The sequence below is a fragment of the Gemmatimonadota bacterium genome (assembly GCA_016714015.1).
GTDB lineage: Bacteria > Gemmatimonadota > Gemmatimonadetes > Gemmatimonadales > Gemmatimonadaceae > Pseudogemmatithrix.
This window is the reverse complement of record JADJNZ010000005.1, coordinates 416082-436498: the sequence shown is the minus strand read 5'-3', so window position 1 is coordinate 436498 and position 20417 is coordinate 416082. Positions and strand designations below refer to the sequence as shown.

General features: G+C 71.3%; 21 protein-coding genes. 14 read left to right on the top strand and 7 right to left on the bottom strand.

From position 1 onward, the window contains the following. Positions 1-183 precede the first annotated feature (183 nt). Genes IPJ78_12225 through IPJ78_12215 form a run of 3 tightly spaced genes read right to left on the bottom strand, consistent with a single transcriptional unit; the run spans position 184 to position 2810 of the window. A complete protein-coding gene (locus IPJ78_12225) occupies positions 184-603 on the bottom strand; it encodes an Rrf2 family transcriptional regulator (GenBank protein MBK7907318.1) in 420 nt (139 codons plus the stop codon). Positions 604-651: 48 nt separating this feature from the next. Continuing rightward, the gene (locus IPJ78_12220) at positions 652-1212 is read right to left on the bottom strand and encodes a hypothetical protein (protein MBK7907317.1); all 561 of its coding nucleotides are present in this window, start codon (positions 1210-1212) and stop codon (positions 652-654) included. Next, on the bottom strand, positions 1209-2810 hold the full coding sequence (locus IPJ78_12215) for a hydrogenase iron-sulfur subunit (GenBank protein MBK7907316.1): 1602 nt from the start codon (positions 2808-2810) through the stop codon (positions 1209-1211). The genes IPJ78_12220 and IPJ78_12215 overlap by 4 nt, the downstream gene beginning before the upstream one ends. An 87-nt stretch (positions 2811-2897) precedes the next feature. Between IPJ78_12215 and IPJ78_12210 the strand changes: the two genes are divergently transcribed. Genes IPJ78_12210 through IPJ78_12190 form a run of 5 tightly spaced genes read left to right on the top strand, consistent with a single transcriptional unit; the run spans position 2898 to position 7844 of the window. Further along, the gene (locus IPJ78_12210; protein ID MBK7907315.1) at positions 2898-3065 is read left to right on the top strand and encodes a hypothetical protein; all 168 of its coding nucleotides are present in this window, start codon (positions 2898-2900) and stop codon (positions 3063-3065) included. Positions 3066-3072: 7 nt separating this feature from the next. Beyond that, positions 3073-3678, top strand: coding sequence for a cytochrome C oxidase subunit II (locus IPJ78_12205; protein ID MBK7907314.1), 606 nt, complete (start codon positions 3073-3075; stop codon positions 3676-3678). Next, entirely contained in the window at positions 3675-5426 is a 1752-nt protein-coding gene (locus IPJ78_12200; GenBank protein ID MBK7907313.1) for a cbb3-type cytochrome c oxidase subunit I, read from the top strand. The genes IPJ78_12205 and IPJ78_12200 overlap by 4 nt, the downstream gene beginning before the upstream one ends. A 35-nt stretch (positions 5427-5461) precedes the next feature. Further along, on the top strand, positions 5462-6328 hold the full coding sequence (locus tag IPJ78_12195; GenBank protein ID MBK7907312.1) for an SCO family protein: 867 nt from the start codon (positions 5462-5464) through the stop codon (positions 6326-6328). 37 nt (positions 6329-6365) lie between these two features. Next, a complete protein-coding gene (locus IPJ78_12190; GenBank protein MBK7907311.1) occupies positions 6366-7844 on the top strand; it encodes a nitronate monooxygenase in 1479 nt (492 codons plus the stop codon). On the opposite strand, the gene IPJ78_12185 is transcribed toward IPJ78_12190, so the two are convergent. After that, on the bottom strand, positions 7760-8818 hold the full coding sequence (locus IPJ78_12185; protein MBK7907310.1) for a COX15/CtaA family protein: 1059 nt from the start codon (positions 8816-8818) through the stop codon (positions 7760-7762). The genes IPJ78_12190 and IPJ78_12185 overlap by 85 nt on opposite strands. A 208-nt stretch (positions 8819-9026) precedes the next feature. On the opposite strand from IPJ78_12185, the gene IPJ78_12180 reads away from it, so the two are divergent. Next, entirely contained in the window at positions 9027-9980 is a 954-nt protein-coding gene (locus IPJ78_12180) for a hypothetical protein (GenBank protein ID MBK7907309.1), read from the top strand. 73 nt (positions 9981-10053) lie between these two features. Next, a complete protein-coding gene (locus tag IPJ78_12175) occupies positions 10054-10590 on the top strand; it encodes a hypothetical protein (protein ID MBK7907308.1) in 537 nt (178 codons plus the stop codon). Here IPJ78_12175 and IPJ78_12170 read toward each other — a convergent pair. The 3 genes from IPJ78_12170 to IPJ78_12160 form a co-directional block, all read right to left on the bottom strand. Further along, positions 10523-13906, bottom strand: a complete 3384-nt coding sequence (locus tag IPJ78_12170; GenBank protein ID MBK7907307.1) for a PAS domain S-box protein — start codon at positions 13904-13906, stop codon at positions 10523-10525. The genes IPJ78_12175 and IPJ78_12170 overlap by 68 nt on opposite strands. A 67-nt stretch (positions 13907-13973) precedes the next feature. Next, on the bottom strand, positions 13974-14297 hold the full coding sequence (locus IPJ78_12165) for a cupin domain-containing protein (protein ID MBK7907306.1): 324 nt from the start codon (positions 14295-14297) through the stop codon (positions 13974-13976). Then, the gene (locus tag IPJ78_12160) at positions 14294-14470 is read right to left on the bottom strand and encodes a DUF542 domain-containing protein (GenBank protein MBK7907305.1); all 177 of its coding nucleotides are present in this window, start codon (positions 14468-14470) and stop codon (positions 14294-14296) included. Before IPJ78_12160 ends, IPJ78_12165 begins: the two co-directional genes overlap by 4 nt. Positions 14471-14605: 135 nt before the next feature. Here IPJ78_12160 and IPJ78_12155 point away from each other — a divergent pair, with 135 nt between their 5' ends. From IPJ78_12155 to IPJ78_12125, 7 genes are all read left to right on the top strand, one after another. Then, positions 14606-15241 (top strand): helix-turn-helix domain-containing protein, encoded by a 636-nt coding sequence (locus IPJ78_12155; GenBank protein MBK7907304.1) that lies wholly within the window; start codon positions 14606-14608, stop codon positions 15239-15241. Further along, entirely contained in the window at positions 15238-16485 is a 1248-nt protein-coding gene (locus IPJ78_12150; GenBank protein MBK7907303.1) for a hypothetical protein, read from the top strand. Before IPJ78_12155 ends, IPJ78_12150 begins: the two co-directional genes overlap by 4 nt. Beyond that, positions 16482-16967 carry a DUF2249 domain-containing protein gene (locus IPJ78_12145; protein MBK7907302.1) on the top strand — a complete coding sequence of 162 codons (486 nt, stop codon included), beginning with the start codon at positions 16482-16484 and terminating at the stop codon, positions 16965-16967. The genes IPJ78_12150 and IPJ78_12145 overlap by 4 nt, the downstream gene beginning before the upstream one ends. Positions 16968-16989: 22 nt before the next feature. Beyond that, complete coding sequence (locus IPJ78_12140) at positions 16990-17220, top strand: DUF2249 domain-containing protein (protein MBK7907301.1); 231 nt, start codon at positions 16990-16992, stop codon at positions 17218-17220. Between the two features lie 178 nt (positions 17221-17398). Further along, positions 17399-18889 carry a nitrite reductase, copper-containing gene (nirK, locus tag IPJ78_12135; GenBank protein MBK7907300.1) on the top strand — a complete coding sequence of 497 codons (1491 nt, stop codon included), beginning with the start codon at positions 17399-17401 and terminating at the stop codon, positions 18887-18889. A gap of 3 nt (positions 18890-18892) precedes the next feature. Continuing rightward, on the top strand, positions 18893-19762 hold the full coding sequence (locus IPJ78_12130) for a formylglycine-generating enzyme family protein (GenBank protein ID MBK7907299.1): 870 nt from the start codon (positions 18893-18895) through the stop codon (positions 19760-19762). Continuing rightward, positions 19759-20394: an SCO family protein gene (locus tag IPJ78_12125; protein MBK7907298.1), complete on the top strand. Its 636-nt coding sequence runs from the start codon at positions 19759-19761 to the stop codon at positions 20392-20394. The genes IPJ78_12130 and IPJ78_12125 overlap by 4 nt, the downstream gene beginning before the upstream one ends. The last annotated feature ends 23 nt before the right edge of the window (positions 20395-20417 follow it).

Here is a 20417-nt window from a genome sequence, read left to right as displayed (position 1 = left end):
ACTCCTCCCCCCGGCGATCCGGCCCCGTGGCGTCCGCCTGCAACGACGCGGACCCTGTTGAGGGATCACGGAGACCCGGGCCGATCACGCCGTCGCCCACGGACCGTTCGTCTCCGCTACGACCGGCTGCGACCACGAGCCGAAGACGATCGCCGATGACCATCGCCGGGTCGCGCCGGCCCCTCAGCGCCCGGTGATGCGGACCGGCCGCTGCCCGACATCGGCGAGCGTGGTCCGCGTGAGGAAGCTCGTCATGAGCCGCCCCACCGGCCTCCACCGGGCGTGCGCCGCGCACGGGCGGCTGTCGCTGCACACCGACTTCCCGAGCAGGCACTGCCGGTAACGCCCCACATCCTCGAACGGTGCGACCACCGCCTCGAGCGTGATCTCGTCGGCCGGTCGCGCGAGCCGGAAGCCGCCGCTCCGCCCGCGTCGCGACTCGAGGATCCCGGCCACGGCGAGCTGGTGCAGCACCTTGGAGAGATAGTTGGCCGGGACGTCGAGCACGTCCGCGAGCTCGCGGGCGTGCATGGACCCCTCGGGCGGAAGGGCGGAGAGTCGCGCCGCGGCGCGAAGCGCGTACTCAGCGGACTGATTCAGCATCCGGCTCGACTCGCCTGGCGTGAGAGGGGACGCGCGTGCCGATCCCGCTCAGCGCGGCGATGCGGCCTGCACGACGATGGCGCCGTCCCGGTAGGTGACCAGCACCGCCGCGGCACGCTGGAAGCTAACCACGGTGTCGAGCTCGGCCCGCGGCGGGAGCGACTCGAGGACGCGCGCTCCGTGCTCGCGGCGCTCGCGCCGTTCCTCCTCGGTGCGCTCCTCGCGACGGACGAGTCGTACCCGCACCCGGTGCGTCCCTTCCCCGACCGGATGCCGCCGCAGCAGGTGCACGGGACGATCCTGCCGCATCCCCGACCCCTGGATGACGGAGCCTTCGAGCGTGTCGTCGTCCACGAGCACCGTCAGTGCGTAGGTCGCCGAGCGCCCCTCGCACTCCATGCGCTGTCGCATGTGCGCGGGCCGCTCGGCGAGCTCGGCGTCGGTGCGCTCGCGGCAGACCTCGAGGCGCTCCGGCCGCGCACTCCACGACAACCGGAGCTCGGCAGCCGCGTCCGGGTACCAACGGACCGGAACGCCCGACAGCGCGGCGAGCGCCGCGGCAGCGGCGAGCGTCACCGGCACCGAGAGCCAGCGGCGACGGCCACTCATGCGGGCACCTCGTCGCTCGCCGGTTCGCAGAGGTCGCGCAGGTCGATGTCGATCTCGGGGGTCGGCGGACCGAGCGCCGCGAGCGCGCGGCGGAACTCCGCGAGCTCGCCCAGCACCTCGTCCTCGAGTCCGATCGCGGCGGTGACCATCCGCACGCGACGCCGGTCGACGCGCGGCTGCAACTCGGCCTCCCGCTCGTGATGGAGTCGCTGTTCGAGCCACTTCGGTCCCTCGCGGCCAACGCAGTCGCGTGGTGGACAGCCGGCGATGAGCACCCCCGGCGCCCCCTGCCGCACGAGGAGCTCGATCACGGAGGTGTGCAGGTTGCCGACGCACGTCACCTCATGGAGGCGCGCCCCCGCGGACGCGAGGCGGCCTCGCAGCGTCGCCGACGACTGGCCACAGCGGACCACCACGAGCCGGTCATCCACCGGGAGGCGCTGGAGCTCGGCGAGGAGCCCGTCGCGCAGCGCGGCGAGCTGGTCGCGTCCGGTGCGTCCCGGGGGGCCGACCCCCATCGGGGCGCACGAGGCGGCGCAGATGCCGCAACTCACGCACAGCGCGGGATCCACGCGTGCGACGAGCGTAGGCCGATCGTCGTCGCGCGCGACCATCTCGATCGCCTCCCATGGACAGTCCTGCGTGCACTGGTCGCAGCCGGTGCAGAGCCGCGGGTCGACGACGCTCGGGGTCCACGCACCCGCTCGCGCGCGGCGCGCGAACGCCGGCACCGACACCGCGAGCGCCGCGCCGACGGCCACGACGCCCCACACCAGCCATGGCGACGCCTGCTCGGCGAGCAGGAGCCACCAGGTCGTGGTGAGATCGATGGGCGTGGTGGCGGGGAGAGCGAGCGGATCGGCAGCGGGCCCGAGCGGTGCCGGCCAGAGGATCGCCAGCGCGAGGAGCACGAGGGTGACACGCCACCGCAGACCGCGGGGCGGCGCGAGCGCCGGACGCGCGACCTTCGAGACATGCAGCCAGAATCCCACGCCCATGGCGAGGGGCAGCGCGATGTGGACGAACAGGTTCAGGAAGAAGAAGGCCCCGGGGACGGGGCGGTCGCCGGCGAAGATGCGTCCGACCGGCTCGGAGAGCACGGGCAGCACGTCGAAGAGGCGTGCGCCGGCGACGGCGAGCCGGAGGCCGAAGCTGTCCCACGCCATCACGAAGCCGGTCCAGGTACAGGCGAGGCCGACGCCGAAGAGGAAGAGGCCGCTCAGCCAGGCCCGCGTGCGCGGCCCCCACTCGCGCGCCTGACCGAAGAGCCGCAACGCATGCAGGACAGTGGCGATGACGAAGAGGTCGGTGGCATAGCGATGCAGCGACCGCATCCAGCCGCCGAGCCAGGGATCGGCCGCGAGCCGCGCCACGGAGGCGGAGGGCGCGCCGATCCGGTAGACGAGCAGGAGGTAGAGCCCCGTCACGGTGAGCAGGACGAGCATCCAGGCCGCGAGCGCGCCGCTCTGGTGGAGCGGGTTGGCGCGCCAGCCGTACAGCCGATGCACGACGGCGTCGAGCGCGCGGACCGCGGCGCGCGCCGCGGCCTCGACGCGCCGCAGGGAGCGCGGGTCCGGCGGGCGGATGTCGGGACTCATCTTGCGCGTTATCTATCATATCGACATGATATTTGCAACGTACCGCCGTTCCTGACGTCCCCCCACCGACCGAGGAGTATGCGCGCGATGGACCCCACTGACGCCCGCGGGCCCCATGAGCCCATCCCGCTGATGCAGCGGATGTTCGACAATGTCTGGCTGCTCCTCATCGCCGGCATCGTCGTGATGTTCGTCGTCTACACTGGCTGGGGCATGTGGGAGATCCTCACGATGCCGCAAGCCACGCTCCCGTGAGGATGCCATGCTGACCAAGGTCCACACGGGGCTCGACCCCGTTCCCGGCGTGTGGTGGAAGCCGGCGCACAAGGCGGAGAAGGTGTGGGTCGCCATCGCGTTCTTCTGGTGCATGGTGCTCTTCGCGATGATGCCGCTCTGGCACTGGAAGGGCGGGCAGAACCCGTCCGGCGTGCGCCGCAAGGTCGAACCCCGCGCGTTCTACGAGCGCACGGTCGCGTTCGCCGCGCAGTACAAGGTCGGCGAGGACCAGGGGATCCCCATCGTCGCGCCGCCGCCGGGGAGCGACATCTATCTCACCGCGCTCTCCTTCCAATGGTACCCCATCCTGCAGCTCGAGCAGGGCAAGGAGTACATGCTGCACCTGTCGTCGCTCGACGTGAACCACGGCTTCAGCCTGTATCCGCTGAACGTGAACTTCGCCGTATCGCCCGGCTACGACTACGGCCTGCGCGTGACGCCCACGGCCTCCGGTGACTTCCGCATCATCTGCAACGAGTTCTGCGGCATCGGGCACCACACCATGGTCGGCCGCGTGATCGTCGTGGATGCGGCCGGCGCGCCGGTCGCGGACAACGCGGCCTCCACCATCAAGCGGGGGGACGAACCGTGACCGCCCCCGCACTGGAGACCGGACTCTTCCGCACCTGCCCCGCCACCGGCCGGCGGATCCATTCCGGGGCCGAGGCGCTGATCAAGGCCAACGCCGTGGTCGCCGTGGTGGCGCTGCTCGTCGGTGCGATCGCCGCGCTGCTGCTGGTGCTCACGCGCTGGCAGGCCGTGCACCTCCTGCCCGCCACCTGGTACTACCGGCTGCTCGGCGTGCACGGCATGAACATGCTGATCTTCTTCATCATCTACTTCGAGATGGCGGTGCTCTGGTTCGCCGGCACCGTGCTGCTCAATGCGCGGCCGGCCGCACCGCGGTTCGGGTGGTTCAACTTCGGGCTGATGCTCCTCGGCACGCTCATGGTGGAGTGGGCGCAGTGGACCGGCCGCGCCGACGTGCTCTTCACGTCGTACGTGCCGCTCAAGGCGCATCCGATCTTCTACCTCGGCATCATCCTCTTCGCCGTCGGCGCCCTGCTGGTGACCGCGCAGTTCTTCGCGACGATCACCATCGCCAAGCGCGAGCGCACCTACGAAGGGTCCATGCCGCTCGTGGTGTACGGCGCGCTCACGGCGGCGATCATCGCCGTGATCACGCTGCTCCACGGCGCGCTCATCTACATCCCCACCTTCCTCTGGTCCATCGGGCTCATCAAGACGATCGACCCGCAGATCTACAAGATGATCTGGTGGGCGCTCGGCCATTCGTCGCAGCAGATCAACATGGCCGCGCAGGTCTCCATCTGGTACATGCTCGGCTCACTGACGGTCGGCGCGGTGGTGCTCAACGAGAAGGTCAGCCGCAGCGCCTTCGTGCTCTACGTGCTCTTCATCTCCATGGCCTCGGCGCACCACCTGCTCGTGGACCCGGGCTTCGGCTCGGCATGGAAGATCACCAACACCTCGTACTTCATGTACATGGCCGTGCTGGCCTCGATGATCCACGGCTTCACCATCCCCGCCGGCATGGAACTCGGGATGCGGCTCCGCGGCTACACGCAGGGGCTCTTCGGGTGGCTCCGGCGCGCACCCTGGGGCGACCCGGGCTTCAGCTCGCTGGTGTTGTCGGTGATCTTCTTCGGCTTCGTCGGCGGCATCACCGGCGTCACCATCGGCACCGAGCAGATCAACATCATCGCGCACAACACGCTGCGCGTGCCGGGGCACTTCCACGCCACCGTCGTGAGCGGCACGGCGATGGCCTTCATGGGTGCGACCTACTACCTCCTGCCGCTGATCTTCCGGCGGAAGGTCGCGTTCTGGGGATTCGCGAAGGTCCAGCCGTACCTCTTCTCCTTCGGCATCCTCTTCCTGTCCATGGGGATGACCTTCGCCGGCAGCTTCGGCGTGCCGCGGCGCCATTGGGACATCTCGTTCAGCGGCGCCCCGTTCAGCGTGGAGTTCAACCCGGCGGTGGACCTCGTGCTCGCGCTGATGGGGATCGGCGGCATCATGGCCGTCACCGCCGCACTGGGCTTCATCCTCATCGCCGTGAAGTCGGTCTTCTTCGGTGAGCCGCTCGGCGAGATCACGCGCGGCGTCGCCATGGTCGGCGTGCCGCAGGGACTCACGCATCCGCCCACGCACTCCGCCGACGTGGACACCCGGAACGCGGAGATGCACGCGCCGGCCCGCGGATGGATGGGCCCCACACCGGGGACGATCGTCCTCGTCGCCGTCTTCCTGCTCGCGTTCATCGCCTACTACTTCACCAATTGGAAGCTCCTCTCGTTCCTCTGGAAGGTCGGCTGACGACCACCGCGGGGCCACGGCCGTCATTGGCGGTCGTGGCACTCGCGGCGATCCTCACCATCAGCGCCGCCTGGTGGTGGCTCGCGCTGGCGCCGCTCGGAGACGACGCGCCGGCGTGGGTCGTGCTCACCCGCGAGGTCTGCTTCGGGGCCTCGCGCACCGGGCTGCCCCATGCCGGGGGCTGGCTCCTGCTCATCGGAGAGCCCATCGGCATGCTCGGGGTGCTCACCATCGTCTGGGGCGCGGAACTGCGCACCGGACTCGCCCGGCTCCACCGCGGCTTCGCTGGCCGCGCTGCGTCGACGGTCGTCGTGCTCCTGCTCGCGAGCGGGCTCCTCACCGCGGGTCGGCGCGTCGCTGGCGCGCGCGGACTCGCGGACGGCGAGCCGTTCGCGGTCACCGCCGCGCTGCCGGAGCGCGGACGCGCGCCGGCGGAGCCGCTCGCGCTGCGGGACCAGCTCGGCGGCGTGACTCGGCTCGACGACTACCTCGGTCGATGGGTGATGGTCACGTTCGCCTTCGGCCACTGCGAGGACATCTGCCCCGTGATCGTGCAGCAGGCCAAGCGCGCCCGCGCCGACGAGGGCGCGGATTCGGTCCCGCTGCTCGTCATCTCGCTCGATCCGTGGCGCGACGCACCCGAACGGCTCGGCGCGATCGCGACCGCGTGGGAGCTCGCCCCGCACGACCGCGCCCTCTCCGGCAGCGTGGACGAGGTGAACGCCGCACTCGATGCGTGGCGCATCGCGCGCCAGCGCGACCCGGACACCGGCATGATCGCGCATGGCAGCACCATCGTGCTCGTCGATCCGGGCGGACGCGAGGCGTGGCGCATCGAAGGGGCGCCGCAACGCGTGCGCGAGGCCCTCGCGATCGCGCAGCGCGAGCGCACCGCGCGCTGATCGCGCCGGTACCTCACTCCACCACCGCACACACGACATGTCCGCTCGCGCGTTGCCGCTCATCATCCAGGGAGGCATGGGTGTCGCCGTCTCCGACTGGCGCCTCGCCCATGCCGTCTCGTCCGCCGGGCAGCTCGGCGTCGTCTCGGGGACCGCGCTCGACACCGTGCTGGTGCGCCGGCTCCAGGATGGCGACGTCGGCGGCGCGATGCGCCGCGCCCTCGAGCATCTCCCCATGCCGGGCGTCGCCGCGGACCTCCTGCGTCGCTACTTCCGGCCGGAGGGCCGCGCGCCGGGCGAGCCGTATCGCGTCCTCCCCATGTACAAGCAGGCCGTGAGCGCGCTGCGCGAGCAGGTCACCGTCGCGGCGAACTTCGTCGAGGTCTTCCTCGCCAAGGAAGGGCACCAGGGCGCGGTCGGCATCAACCTGCTCACCAAGGTCCAGTTGCCGACGCTCGCCTCGCTCTACGGCGCGATGCTCGCCGGCGTGGATGTGGTGCTCATGGGCGCGGGCATCCCGCGCGAGATCCCGGGCGCGCTCGACGCCCTCGCGCAGGGCGCCGCCGCCACCATGCGCTTCGACGTCGAGGGACAGCCCGCCGACGAACCACTCTCCCTGCGCTTCGCTCCCGCCGACTTCCCCGGCGCGCCGCGCGCGCTCACGCGGCCCCGCTTCTTCGCCATCGTGTCGGCCCACTCGCTCGCCACCACGCTTGCGCGCAAGTCGAACGGCACGGTGGACGGCTTCGTCGTGGAAGGCGCGACCGCCGGTGGCCACAACGCGCCACCGCGCGGCGCACTTCGACTGAACGCGCGCGGAGAGCCCGTCTACGGTGACCGCGACACCGCCGACCTCGACGCCATGCGCGAGATCGGCAAGCCCTTCTGGCTCGCCGGCAGCGTGGGCTCCCCGCAGGCCCTGCGCAACGCCCGGCAGCTCGGGGCGGCGGGCATCCAGGTGGGCACCGCCTTCGCCTACGCCGACGAGTCGGGCTTCACGCCCGAGATCAAGCGCGCGGTGCTCGGCGACCTCGCCAACGGCGACGTCGGGATCTTCACCGACCCGCGAGCCTCGCCCACCGGCTTCCCGTTCAAGCTCGCCGAGACGCCGTCGCTCGCCCAAGCGCCGGCCGATCGCGGACGCCTCTGCGACCTCGGCTACCTCCGCACCGCGGCGCGCGGCCCCGACGGGCGCATCGTCCATCGCTGCGCGGCGGCGCCGGTGGAGCAGTACGTGAAAGCCGGCGGCACCGTCGAGCACACCCGCGGGCGCCGCTGTCTCTGCAACGGACTCGCGGCGGCCGTGGGCATGGCGCAGGTCCGCGAGGGATCGGGCGCGGAACTCCCGCTCGTGACCAGCGGTGACAGCCTGCTCGAACTCACCAGCGTCGCCAAGGGTCGCCGCTCGTACACGGCGCAGGACGTCCTCGACTACCTGCTCGCGGACCCCGAAGCGCCCAGTACCCGGTGCAACGCGAGCACCCCCGCACTCAACGCGAGCACGCCCGTGAACTGATGGGCCACGCCGAGGGCGATCGGCACCGCGAACAGCAGCGTGACGATGCCGAGCGTGACCTGCGCCAGCACGATCGCACCCATCAGTCGCACGGCGCGCGCCGCCTCGGCGCCGAGCACGGCGGCGCGGGCGCCGAGCGCGAGAAGCAGCGCGAGCAGACCCGTCCCGATCGCCAGTAGCCGATGATGGAATTGCGCCGCCGCCGGGTTCTCGAACGCGTCGCGCCACCAGGGCGCGAGTTGGCCGTAGCCCATCGGCACGAGCGACCCTCCCATCAGGGGGAAGGTGTTGTAGATGCGGCCCGCGCGGAGCCCGGCGACGAAGCCGCCGGAGAGCAGGGTCACGATGAGCAGCACCACCACCACTCCCATCGCCCACCGCCAGCGCGCCGACGGCCGTGCCTCGCGCGCGACGGGCCGCAGGTCGGCGAGCGTCCAGAGCGCCACCACGAGGATCGCGAGCGCGAGCGCGAGATGCGCGGTGAGCCGGTAGGCGCTCACCGACGTCCGCTCGGCGAGGCCGCTCTGCACCATGTACCAGCCGAGCGCGCCTTGCGCGAGCGTGAGCAGCGGCAGCACGGTGAGCCGCATGTGCAGCCGTTCCGGGATGCCACCGCGCGCGAGCAGCACGATGAACGGGATCGCGAACACGAGCCCCACGCTCCGGGCGAGGATCCGGTGGAACCACTCCCACCAGTAGATGAGCTTGAATCCCTCGAGCGTGATCCCCTTGTGGGTCGTCTCGGCCTGCGGGATCCGCTGGAAGGACTCGAAGGCCGTCGCCCACTCGGCCGCGGACAGCGGCGGCAGCACGCCGGAGACCGGCTTCCATTCGGTGATCGAGAGCCCGCTCTCGGTCAGTCGCGTGATGCCCCCCACCACGACGGCGAGGAAGACGGCCACGATGCAGGCCATCAGCCAGCGCTGCAGGGGGAGATAGTCGGGTGGCGTGGCGTGCGGTGCGGACGCGGTCACGGGCGTGGGGCGGAAGGGTCGCGGCGACTGGCGAGCGGCGCTTCGAAAGCTACCGCTTCCCCGCGAGGTGCTCGGCACGAGCGGTCGTCGCGGGACGCCGGGGAGTGCCATGCGCCTGGTGTCGGGGATTCGCCTCTAACATGCATGAAGGATGCATGATATAATCTGCGGCGGTGCGGCTCCACCCCCCTTCGTCACACGAGGTCCTGTGTCCGTCGTCCGGCTTCCCCTCGTCGCCGCACCGCCGCTGTGGCGCGCCGCCCAGTCGCTCGGCGTCGTGCTCACGCTGGTCCTGCTCGGCGCGTTCGTCCTGATGCCCGACGTGTCGCTGCACCTGCTCTGGGACATGGTCATCCCATTGCTCCCGGCGGTGTTCCTGGTGAATCCGATGATCTGGCGGAACGTGTGTCCGCTCGCGACCCTCAACGAGTTGGGCTCGCGCCGGAGTGCGGGACGGCTCCTCACACCTCCAGTGCTGACACTCATGTGGGCGGTGGGCATCGGGCTGCTCGTGCTGATGGTCCCCGCACGGCGGTTCCTGTTCAACGCGAACGGCGTGGCGATGACCGTGACGGTCTCCGCGGTGGCGGTGCTCGCGGTGGCGACCGGTCTCGTCGTGTCGCGGCGCGCGGGCTTCTGCAATTCGCTGTGTCCGGTGTTGCCGGTGGAGAAGCTCTATGGCCAGGCGCCGCTGCTCGACGTGGGGAGCGCCCGGTGCGTGGACTGCAATCGCTGCGTGTCGCTGGGCTGTCCTGACCTGGCGGGGCGGAAGAGCGCGGTGCAGAGCATCGCGGGCTGGCGGGGGCGGCACTGGATCCTCTCCCCGTTCGGCCTCTTCGCGAGCGCGTTCCCCGGATTCATCATCGGGTACTTCACGACGGTCGACGGCCCGCTGTCGCAGGCGCTCGCGACCTACGCGACCGTGGGGCAGTGGGTCGTCGGCAGCATCGTCGCCTCCGCGATCCTGCTCGGCCTGGTACGGGGGGCGCGCGCGCTCCTCGTGCTCGGCGGCGTGTCGGTCGGCACCTACTACTGGTTCGCCGCGCCGCGGTTGATCGACGCCTACGGCGGCACGGCGATGGCCGGGCAGGTGGTGCGCGCGCTCGTGCTCGCCGGCGTCGCCGCCTGGATGTGGCGTGGCTGGCGTCGGCTCCCCGCCTGACCGCGCGCACGGGCAGACGCCGAACGCGAGGGTCGGCTGCGTCACACACCGCATTCCCCCCGAGGAGGGTACCATGTCGGATTCCCGTTGGGTGCGTCAGGGTGTGCAGGTCGGTCTCATCGCGTTCGTCACCGTGGCGCTCTTCTACGCCGCCTTCGACGTGCTCGCGTCGCGCGGCGCGCTCTATTCGGTGAATCAGCTCGGCCGCGCCGTGTTCCGCGGCGTGCGCGACACGGGTGGCCTCGGATTGCCGACGCCGGTCGACGTCGGGGCGGTGGGCGCCTACACGGCGGTGCACCTCGCGCTCTCGCTGCTGATCGGCCTCGTCGTCCTGCGCATCGTGCATGGGTTCGTCACGGGGGCGCTGGGACGACCGTTGTTCGTCGCCATCATCGTGGGCGGCGGCGCGGCGACGGTGGCCGCGGTGGGTGCGCTCTCCATCCCCCTGCGCGAGGTGCTGCCTTGGTGGTCCATCGCCGTGGCGAACCTGCTCGCGGCCTGCACGGCCGGCGTGGCGGTGCTGCGCTGGCGCCCGGACCTGGTCAGCCGTCTGCGTGGGCGCGATCGTCGAGGCAGCGACGCACCGTCGCGAGGAGCGCATCACGCGTGAACGGCTTCTGCAGGAAGTGCGCGCTGTCCCGGGCGGACAGCGTCCGGCCGGCGATGTCCGGGCTGTAGCCGGTCATGAGCACCACCGGCAGCCCCGGCCGTGACGCCCGGGCGCGTTCGGCGACGTCGTGTCCGCTGATGCCGCCGGGCATCACGAGGTCGGTGAGGAGCAGCGCGATGGACGCCTCGATGCTCGGCCACAGCGCCATCGCCTCGACGCCACTCGCGGTCGCCAGCACGCGGTAGCCGTTGCGGGTGAGGATCGTCCGGGCGGCGGCCCGGACCGCGGGATCGTCCTCCACGAGGAGAATCGTCTCCGAACCACCGGGCGGCGCGAGCTCGTGGGCCGGGGCGACGGTGGTGGTGGCCTCCTCCGCGGGGCCCTCCTGCGCGGGGAGCGCGACCACGAAGGTCGAGCCGCGTCCCACCTCGCTCTCGACGTCGATCCATCCGCCGTGCTGCTGCACGATGCCGAAGACGGTGGCGAGACCGAGTCCGGTGCCCTGGCCGATCCCCTTGGTCGTGAAGAACGGCTCGAAGATGTGCGGGATCACGTCGGCGGCGATGCCCTCTCCCGTGTCACTGACCCGCAAGGCGACATGGACCCGCCCGGTCTCCACGGGATGACGACGCGACACCGGGTCGTCGATCGCCAGCCGTGCGGTCTCGATCCTCAGGTGTCCGCCCCGCGGCATCGCGTCACGCGCGTTGACGGCCAGGTTGAGCACGATCTGCTCCAGCATCCCGGCGTCGGCGCGCACCCGCAACGGGTCCGGATGCACCACCGCCTCGAGTCGCACGTCCGCGCCGATGATGCGCTGGAGCATGGTGACGACGTTCCGCACGGTCACGTTCAGGTCGAGGTCGCGGAGCTGTGTGACCTGCTTGCGGCTGAAGAGGAGCAGTTGCCGAGTCAGCCCGACCGCGTGCTCGACGGTCGAGGCGATCTGCTCGACGCCGTGCCGCACCGCTGGCGGCAGCCCGGCGACCGTCCGGATCTCGCCGGACTCCATCATGATGACCGCGAGCGCGTTGTTGAGGTCGTGCGCCACGCCGCCGGCGAGCCGGCCGATCGCCTCCATCCGCTGCGAGTGGTGCAGCTGCTCCTCCAACCCCCGGCTCGCCGTCACGTCACGGGAGTTCACGAGCACGACGGGCGCGCCGGCGGGCTCGATGACGCGACGGACGATGGACTCGATGGTCCGCCAGCGACCATCGGCGTGCCGAATGCGGTACTCCACGTCCGTCGGGCGGTCCGATCCGCCGCGGATTCGCTCCATGGTCCCGATCACCCGGTCGAGATCCTCGGGATGCACCCACTCGAGCGCCGAGCGACCGACCATCTCCTCCGGCCGGAACCCGAGGAGGCGCTCCACGCTCTGGCCCTGGAAGCGGATCGCGCCGTCGAGGTCCAGCACGGTGATGAGGTCGGACGCGTTCTCGATCAGGGCACGAAAATAGGCTTCGCGCGTGGCCAATGCATGCTGCGCCTGCCGGCGCTCGATGAGCGCCCCGATCCGGGCGGCGACGGCGGCGATGAGTTCGACTCGCGAGGATTCCTCTGCCGTCGGCTCGGCCACGAAGAACCCGAGCAACATCACCACCTCGCCGTGCGCAAGCACGGGGACCGCGAGTCCCGCGGTCAGGCCGGCCATGGCGGCGACGCGCATGCGGGGGAAGTGCGACGGCGACCGGAGGTCGGAGAGCCATTCCGGCCGCTTCGATCGCCAGACACGACCCGGCAGGCCCTCCCCCGGCGCGAAACGCGTCGCGCGGCTCGCCTCGCGGAACTCCCGCAGCGCCGGCGTCGCGCCATGCCAGACGGGATGGCAGTCCAGCATCGTGCCGTCGCCATTGGGAACCCAGATCTCGCCGATGGCCCAGCCGGTCGCGGCGCAGACCTCGTGCAGCACGAAGGCGAGCGCGTCATCCAGCGTCTCGGCCTCGCCGACGCCGAGCATGACCGCCTGCAGCAGGCGAGACTCCGCCTGCGCACGCGTGCGGGCGCCGATCTCGCGCTGGACCGCGATGAACCCGACGAACCGCCCCGAATCGTCACGGTACGGCGTGATCGTCTCCTCGATCGACAGCAGCCGTCCGTCCTTCGTCCGGTTCACCACCTCGCCGTGGACCCGCTCGCCGCCGAGCAGTGCGCCCCACACGTCGCGGTAGAACGCCGACGACTGGCGTCCACTCTTCAGGATACGGGGCGTGACCTTGCCGACCACATCCGCCGGGTCGTGGCCGTAGAGTGCGGTGAATCGCTCGTTGACGTGCGTGATCGTGCCGCCGAGGTCGGTGACGAAGACGACGTCACCCGCCGAGTTGACGGCGTTGGCGAGTTCCCGCAGCGACTCCTCCGCGCGGCGCCGGGCCGCGATGTCGATCCCGACGCCCACGAGGTGCGGCTCGCCCTCCGGCATCAACCGCTGTCCGGTCAGGAAGAACGGCGTGCGGACCCCATCCTTCGCGGTGAGGTGTGCTTCCGCGCTCGCCGTGCCGAGGGTGAAGACCGCGCCGATCCGCTGACGGATCAGCTCCTGCTCGTCGCCCGTGAAGAGGTCGGTCGCGTGCAGCAGGGCGAGCTCCGCCCCGCTGTAGCCGCTCACGTGCTCGAGTCTCGCGTTCCAGCGAACGAAGCGTCCCGCGGTGTCGATGAGGTAGTAGATGCCCGGCAGGCTCTCGATCGTCGCATCGGACAGGACCCCCTGATGTGCGTCGACCCGCGCGGCCCGCCGCCGTTCCCCCGCCACTTCCAGAGCATCCAGGGCATGGGAGATGTCGTCGGCGAGGAGATCGAGGAGGCCGAGCGGTCCGGGGCCCTCGACGAGGGAGGTGTCCGCGGATCCCACGGTCAGGACACCGACCACGTGGCCCCGACAGCGGAAGGGGACGACGGCGACCGCGCGCACGACCGCCCGCACGGCGGCGCTCTCGATCGGCTGGCGTCGCGGCAGCAGGCGCACCTGGTCGGCCGGGTCGGTCGTCACGACCGCGCGTCCGCCGGATACCGCCCGCGCCATGGCGTCATGTCCATGCGGCGCGACGCTGAACGGTGTGGACGGGAGCTCACCGAGGGACTCGCCGTGCGACGCAACGGCGGTGACGGTCCGCGCCGCCTCGCCCAGCAGGCCGACCCACGCCACGGAGAATCCGCCCTGCTCCACCGCCCCGCGGCAGACCCCGGTCCAGAGTGCATCGCACGTCTCGACCCGTGCGATGCACCGGTTCACCTGGCCCAGCATCGCGTGAAGGCGCGCCAAGGAGCCGAGGCCTGCCACCGCCTCACGGTCGCTGGCACCACGCGAATCGGTCACGGATCGTCCGTTGAGGGGGCGTACGCTCCCCGTCACGATATGCCCGGCGGTGCCGCCTCGCCAGCGCTCACGAGCGCCGCACGATCGTGGCGAGCAGACAGAATCGGTCGGCGGTCGCGCGCATGCCGTGCGGCTCGCCCGGCGCGAGCGTGACCACGTGCCCAGGTCCTGCCTCCACCAGCTCCTCACCCACGCTGATGGTACCTCGGCCGCTCAAGACGGTGATCAGGACCGTCGCCTCGCTCGTATGCGGGGCCACCGATTGCCCTGGCTCGAGACGAAAGACCACGAGCCGTAGCCCCGGTGCATCATGAACCGTCGCGGTCGCCGGCCGCGCCGGATGCGCCGGCACGGCCGCAAGTGCGGCGGCATGGGCGTCGAACGCCTTCATCGCCCCGCTCCGATCGCCCGCGTGAGGGCGTCGAGCAACGCCGCCTCGTCCGCCTCGTCCGCGGCGGCCGCCTCGTGCACGCTCCGGTGCGCCCCGCAGCAACTGTCGATGCCGAAGGCATTGAACACCGCCATGGTCTCGGGATGGCGGGCCATCAGTTCGTCGACGGTCATGGCACGCGGATCGGTAGGCTGCAGGGACGACATGAGTGCGCCTGGGTTTGTTTGTCACGGAAATTGCCTTGATTATCGTCCACACGCAAGCCAACTTGAACGCGTAGCCGGTCGCCGCACCCTAGCCCAGACCTCATGCGTCCATCCGCACCGATCCAGCCGAGCCATCGCGCCCTGGTCGACGCCCTCAAGCGGCGCGGCGGCGCGACGGTTCCGGAGCTGGCCCGCGAACTGTCCCTGAGCGTGGAGACCGTGCGCGAGCACCTGCGGACACTCGAGTCGCGCGCGCTCGTCGCGCGGAGCGGGACGCGGCGACGGGGCCCCGGACGGCCCGAGATCCGCTTCACGCTGACGGCGGACGCGGAGGCACTCTTCCCTCGCCGGGAGGGCGAGGTGCTGCGCGCCCTCGCCGGTTTTCTGGCCGCACGCGGACAGCAGCCGTTGCTGCGCGCCTTCTATGAAGAGTATCTGGCGGAAGTGCGAGCGTCGGCGATGGCCCGCGTGGCTCACCTCGAGGGCGGGGCGCGCCTCGAGGAGGTGGCGCGGGTCTTCGCCGACCTCGGGTTCATGCCGGTGTTGGAGATGGGTGGCGACGCGCCGCGGCTTCGCCTCTGCCACTGTCCGATTCGTGCGTTGGTCGAGGTGACACAGGTGCCCTGTCGCGCCGAGTCGGGGCTGCTGCAGGAACTCCTCGGCGAGGAGCCCGCCCGGGTGAGCTTCATCCCGTCGGGCGACGCGGCCTGCGCGTACGTCATGGAGGCCACGCGATGAGGGTGGTCGGCGCGCGGTCGGCGACGGCTGTCGCACTCCCGGTCGCGCATCTCGGGGCGGCGCAACTGTTCCTGCTGCTCGGCGCGATCGGCCTGGTGGACGTGGCGCCCATGCTCGCGGCGGGGATGCACGCGGCCGCGCCGGTGGTCGCCGTGACGCATCTGTTCACGCTCGGGTGGATCAGCACGTCCATCCTGGGGGCGCTCTACCAGTTCCTCCCGGTCGCGCTCGGACAGCCAATCGCGTGGCGCACGGTGGCGTGGGCGGGGGGGGCGATCCATGTGGTGGGGCTCCTGCTCCTCGTCGCGGGTCTCGTGCGCGCCGGGCCCGGAGTGGCCGCGGCCGGAGGCATCGCGCTCGGCGTCTCGCTCGGCGCCTTCGTGGTCAATCTGGGCGCCACGCTGCGGCGATCCTCGACGCGGGACCTCACCTGGTGGGCGCTCGCGGGCGCCGCGACGTTCCTCGGCATCACGATCGTCCTCGGCGTAGCGCTCGCGTCCGACCTGCGGTGGGGCATCCTGGGTATCGCGCATGCCCTCGCCGTGGCGACGCACCTGACCGTCGCACTCTCGGGCTGGGTATCGCTGGTGGTGATCGGCGTCTCGCAGCGCCTCCTGCCGATGTTCCTGCTGAGCCATGGGGCGCGCGGGTCGCTGGGTCGCTGGGCCGCGGCGTCCGTGGGCACCGGTGCCGGGGTACTCGCGCTGGGTCATCATGCCGATGTCGTTCGCCGGTGGCTGGCTCCCGCGCTCCTCGGTGCCGGGGCGTTGAGCTTCGTGCTGCAGGCGCGCGCGTACTACGTGCGGCGGTCCCGCCGCCACCTCGATCCGGGGCTGTGGCTCGCGGCCGTGGCGCTCGGTCTCCTCGCGCTCGCGGCCGCGGTCGGCGTGCTCTCCCGCATCTCGTCTCCGGCCCCACGTCTCGCGAGCTTCGCCACCACGGCGGCGATCCTGGCGTTCGCGCTGTACGTGGGGGCCTTCCAATACAAGATCGTGCCGTTCCTGGTGTGGCACCGCCACTTCGGTCCGCTCGCGGGCCGGCAGCCGCTGCCGCGGGTGGCCGACCTTTATCGTGCCGACATCGCGATGGTGGCCACCTGGTCGCTCGTGATCGGTACCGCGGGCCTCCTCGCCGGTGTCGGGACCGCGACGACCCACCTCGCCACCGCCGGTGCCGGCGCGTTCGCGCTCGGCGCAGTGGCGATGGTGGCCCAGATATTCGCCATCGCCCGGAGGCGGCCATGACCGACGACCTGCCGCTGGCGGTGCGCCTGATCGCCCCGGCGCGGATCGTGACCGCCGATGTGCGGGACGAGCTGCGCCGCGGAGAGGAGCCGTTCGCCCGCATCATGGCGGCGCGCGCCGCGGTGCCGGACGGTGGCGCGCTGCTGGTGCGCGCGATCTTCGAACCGGCGCCGCTGTATCGCGTGATGGAGCGGCACGGGTTCGCGCACCACAGCGAAGCCCTCGCGCCCGATGACTGGCGCATCTGGTTCCATCCGCCGCTCGTCGTGCTCGACGTGCGGGAGATGGAGCCGCCCGAGCCGATGGCCCACACGCTCGCCGCACTCGAGACGCTGCCGCCCAACGGGACCTTGCTGCAGGTGAACGCGCGGGTCCCCCATCTCCTGCTCCCGCATCTCGCGGAGCGGGGCTTCACGCACGAGCTCCGGGAGCCATCGCCGGGGCTCGTGCATCTCCTGATCCGTCGCGTCGCGACGGCCTGACCTCGACATCCGGAGCATCGCCATGGCGACCCCGACCCTGCTGGACGTGCGCGTCATCCCGCCGCGCGAGAAGCACGCCACCATCTTCCGCACGTTCGACGCGCTCGCGCCGGGCGAGTCGTTCACGCTGGTGAACGACCACGACCCGGTGCCGCTGCGTTACCAGTTCGAGGCGGAACGCGCTGGGGCGTTCGAGTGGGAATACCTCGCGCAGGGGCCCGAGGAGTGGCGCGTGACGATCTCGCGGCGCTGAACGCCCCTGCCGGGCGGCAGAGGCGGACAGTCGCGTCCGTGTCTCGCGGACGCGACTGTCAGGCATCCTCCGGCGCGGCGGTCGGGGCTTGCCTGCTCTCCGGCCGCGGGGGCGCTCCCTAGATTGCGGCCACCCCCGCAGTCCCGGTCGCCCTCCATCCCCCCCATCGAGCCCGAGCATGCATCGTCCGTCCTCTGCCCCTGTCGTGTGGCTTCGTACGCCGGCGGTCGCCCTCGCGCTGGGCCTGCTGGTCGTCTCGGCTTGCACACCGGCCGATCCCGCCATGCGTGATCCCCTCGCGGACCGGCCGAGTGGTGCGATGCCCGTGGAGACGCTGCAGGTGGCGTACGCACCGGCGGTACCCGCCCCGATCACGCGGCGCAGTCCGGCGAGGATCGTGGTCAATCTCGAGACGCGTGAAGTGAAGAAGCGGCTCGCCGACGGGGTGGAGTACACGTTCTGGACGTTCGGTGGCTCGGTCCCGGGGCCGATGCTCCGTGTCCGCTCGGGTGATGAGGTGGAGTTCCACCTGAACAACCACCCGTCGAGCAAGATGCCGCACAACATCGACCTGCATGCGGTGACCGGCCCCGGCGGCGGGGCGGCGGCCTCGCTGACGGCGCCCGGGCACTCGTCGCAGTTCACGTTCGCGGCGCTCAATCCGGGCCTCTACGTCTATCACTGCGCGACCGCCCCCGTGGGCATGCACATCGCCAACGGGATGTACGGCCTCATCCTCGTGGAACCGAAGGAGGGCCTCACGCCCGTCGATCGCGAGTTCTACGTGATGCAGAGCGAGTTCTACACCGCGGGCCGCCACGGCGCCTCGGGCATCCAGCCGTTCGACATGGAGAAGGCGTTGCACGAGGACCCCGAGTACGTGGTGTTCAACGGCTCGGTCGGCGCACTGGCGGGCGAGAACGCGTTGCAGGCGAAGGTGGGCGAGACCGTCCGCATGTTCGTGGGCAACGGTGGGCCGAACCTCGTATCGAGCTTCCACGTGATCGGCGAGATCTTCGACCGCGTCCACACCGAGGGCGGCTCGCTCGCGAACCAGCGCGACGTGCAGACCACGCTGGTCCCCGCGGGCGGATCGGCGATCGTCGACATGCGGCTCGACGTGCCCGGGACGTACATCCTGGTCGACCACTCGATCTTCCGCGCCTTCAACAAGGGCGCGCTCGGCATGCTGCGGGTCGACGGCGATGCGAACGCGGTCGTCTACTCCGGCAAGCAGAACGACGTGGTGTATCTGCCCGAAGGCGGTGCGGTGCAGGCGATGCCGCGCGTGGCGGCCGCGGCGACCGAGCGCGAGCTGCCTCGCGCGGAACTCCTGGCGCGCGGCCAGCAGGTCTACGCGGCCAACTGCGCGGCGTGCCACCAGTTGGGTGGCGAGGGGACGGCGGGGGCCTTCCCGCCGCTGGCGCGGAGCGACTACCTCATGGCCGACAAGGATCGCGCGATCGGGGTCGTCCTGCACGGACTCTCGGGCGAGGTCACGGTGAACGGACAGAAGTTCAACGGCGTGATGCCGAGTCTGGGCCTGTCCGACACGGACATCGCGGCGGTCCTCTCGTACGTGCGCACCAACTTCGGGAATCGGGCGTCGGACCTCGTGAGCCTGCGAGACGTGTCGCGCGTGCGCGCGGCCGGCAGCGGCGGGCACTGACCGATGCGACCCATCGCCCGCGGCGTCCCCCGTGCGATGGCGTCCGTGGTGACCCGTGGAGTGATCGTCGGGATGTGGATGGTCGGCCTGCTGGGCGGAGGCGTGGGTGACGCCTCCGCCCAGTCGGCGTCCGCCCCCCGCTACCGCCCGGTGGCGTCGGGGCACGTGCGCCCCTTCTATCTCGCGGGCGTCGCGGACACCGGAGTGCGAGTGCCGGGCTTCCTGCTCGCCGAGCGCGCCGTGAGCAACGCGGACTTCCTCCGATTCGTCAAGGCGAATCCAGGCTGGCGGCGATCGCGGGTGCCGCGCATCGCGGCCGATCCGACCTACCTGCGGCACTGGGAGAGCGACACGGTGCTCGGGGCCACCGCGGCGCCATCGGCCCCTGTGGTGCACGTGTCGTGGTTCGCGGCCCAGGCGTACGCACAGTGGAGTAGCGCGCGCCTGCCATCGACCGCGGAGTGGGAGTTGGCGGCGAGCCGGTTCGTTCGGAGCGTTGGGCCGACGCCGGAACGGTTGCAGACGTTCCTGATCGGGTCGTATGCGCAGGCGGGGACCGAGGCGGGGACCGAGGCGAGGCCCTCGCCGTCCCCAGCGAGCGACGAGGGCATAGCGGGATTGCATGGCGGCCCGTGGGAATGGGTCGATGACTTCAACTCGGTGGTCACCAGCGGTGAGTCCCGCGGGGATGGCACGCCGGACGACGGGCTCTTCTGCGCCGGTGGCGCGGCCCTCGCCGCGGATCCCGGCAACTTCGCCGCGTTCATGCGCTACGCGGTACGCGGATCACTTCGCGGGTCGTACGCACTCGGTACTCTCGGGTTCCGGTTGGCGCGGGACCCCTCTCCTCCTTCCGGACGCCCCGACCGATGATCTCGATCCGCATCCCCCTCCGCCATGGTGCAGCGGCGCTCACGTTCGGCCTGCTCGTCCCGCTCCTGCCGTTCGTCGCATGTCGAGCACAGGGAGCGGAGGCGGTCCCGGCGAGCGGCCTTTCGGAGCGCTCGCTGTATCGCGTGACCGGGCGCTGGACGAATCACGACGGACGGGCGTTGGATCTGGCGGAGCTCCGGGGCGAGCCGGTGGTGCTGGCGATGGTCTACACCTCGTGCACCATGACCTGCCCCCTCATCACGAGCGAGATGCTCGCGGTGCAGCGCGCGTTGCCCGCCGACCTGCGGGGGCGCGTGCGCTTCGTGCTCGCGTCATTCGACCCGGCGCGCGACTCCCTGGCGGCACTCAGGCAACATGCGGAGAAGATGGCGCTGGACGACCGCTGGCTGGTGCTCCGCGCGGCTCCGGCCGATGTACGACAGCTCGCGGTCCTGCTCGGGGTGAGCTATCGGCAGCTCCCGAGCGGTGACTTCGACCACTCGAACATCATCTCGGTCCTCGACCCTCAGGGCGTCGTCTCGTTCCAGTCCCCGCGCATCCCGGCGGATCGGGACGCGCTGGTCAAGGCCGTGACCGCGGCCGCGCGCGCCTCGCACCGACCGCGGCGATGACGCGGATCGGGTCCGACCGCCTA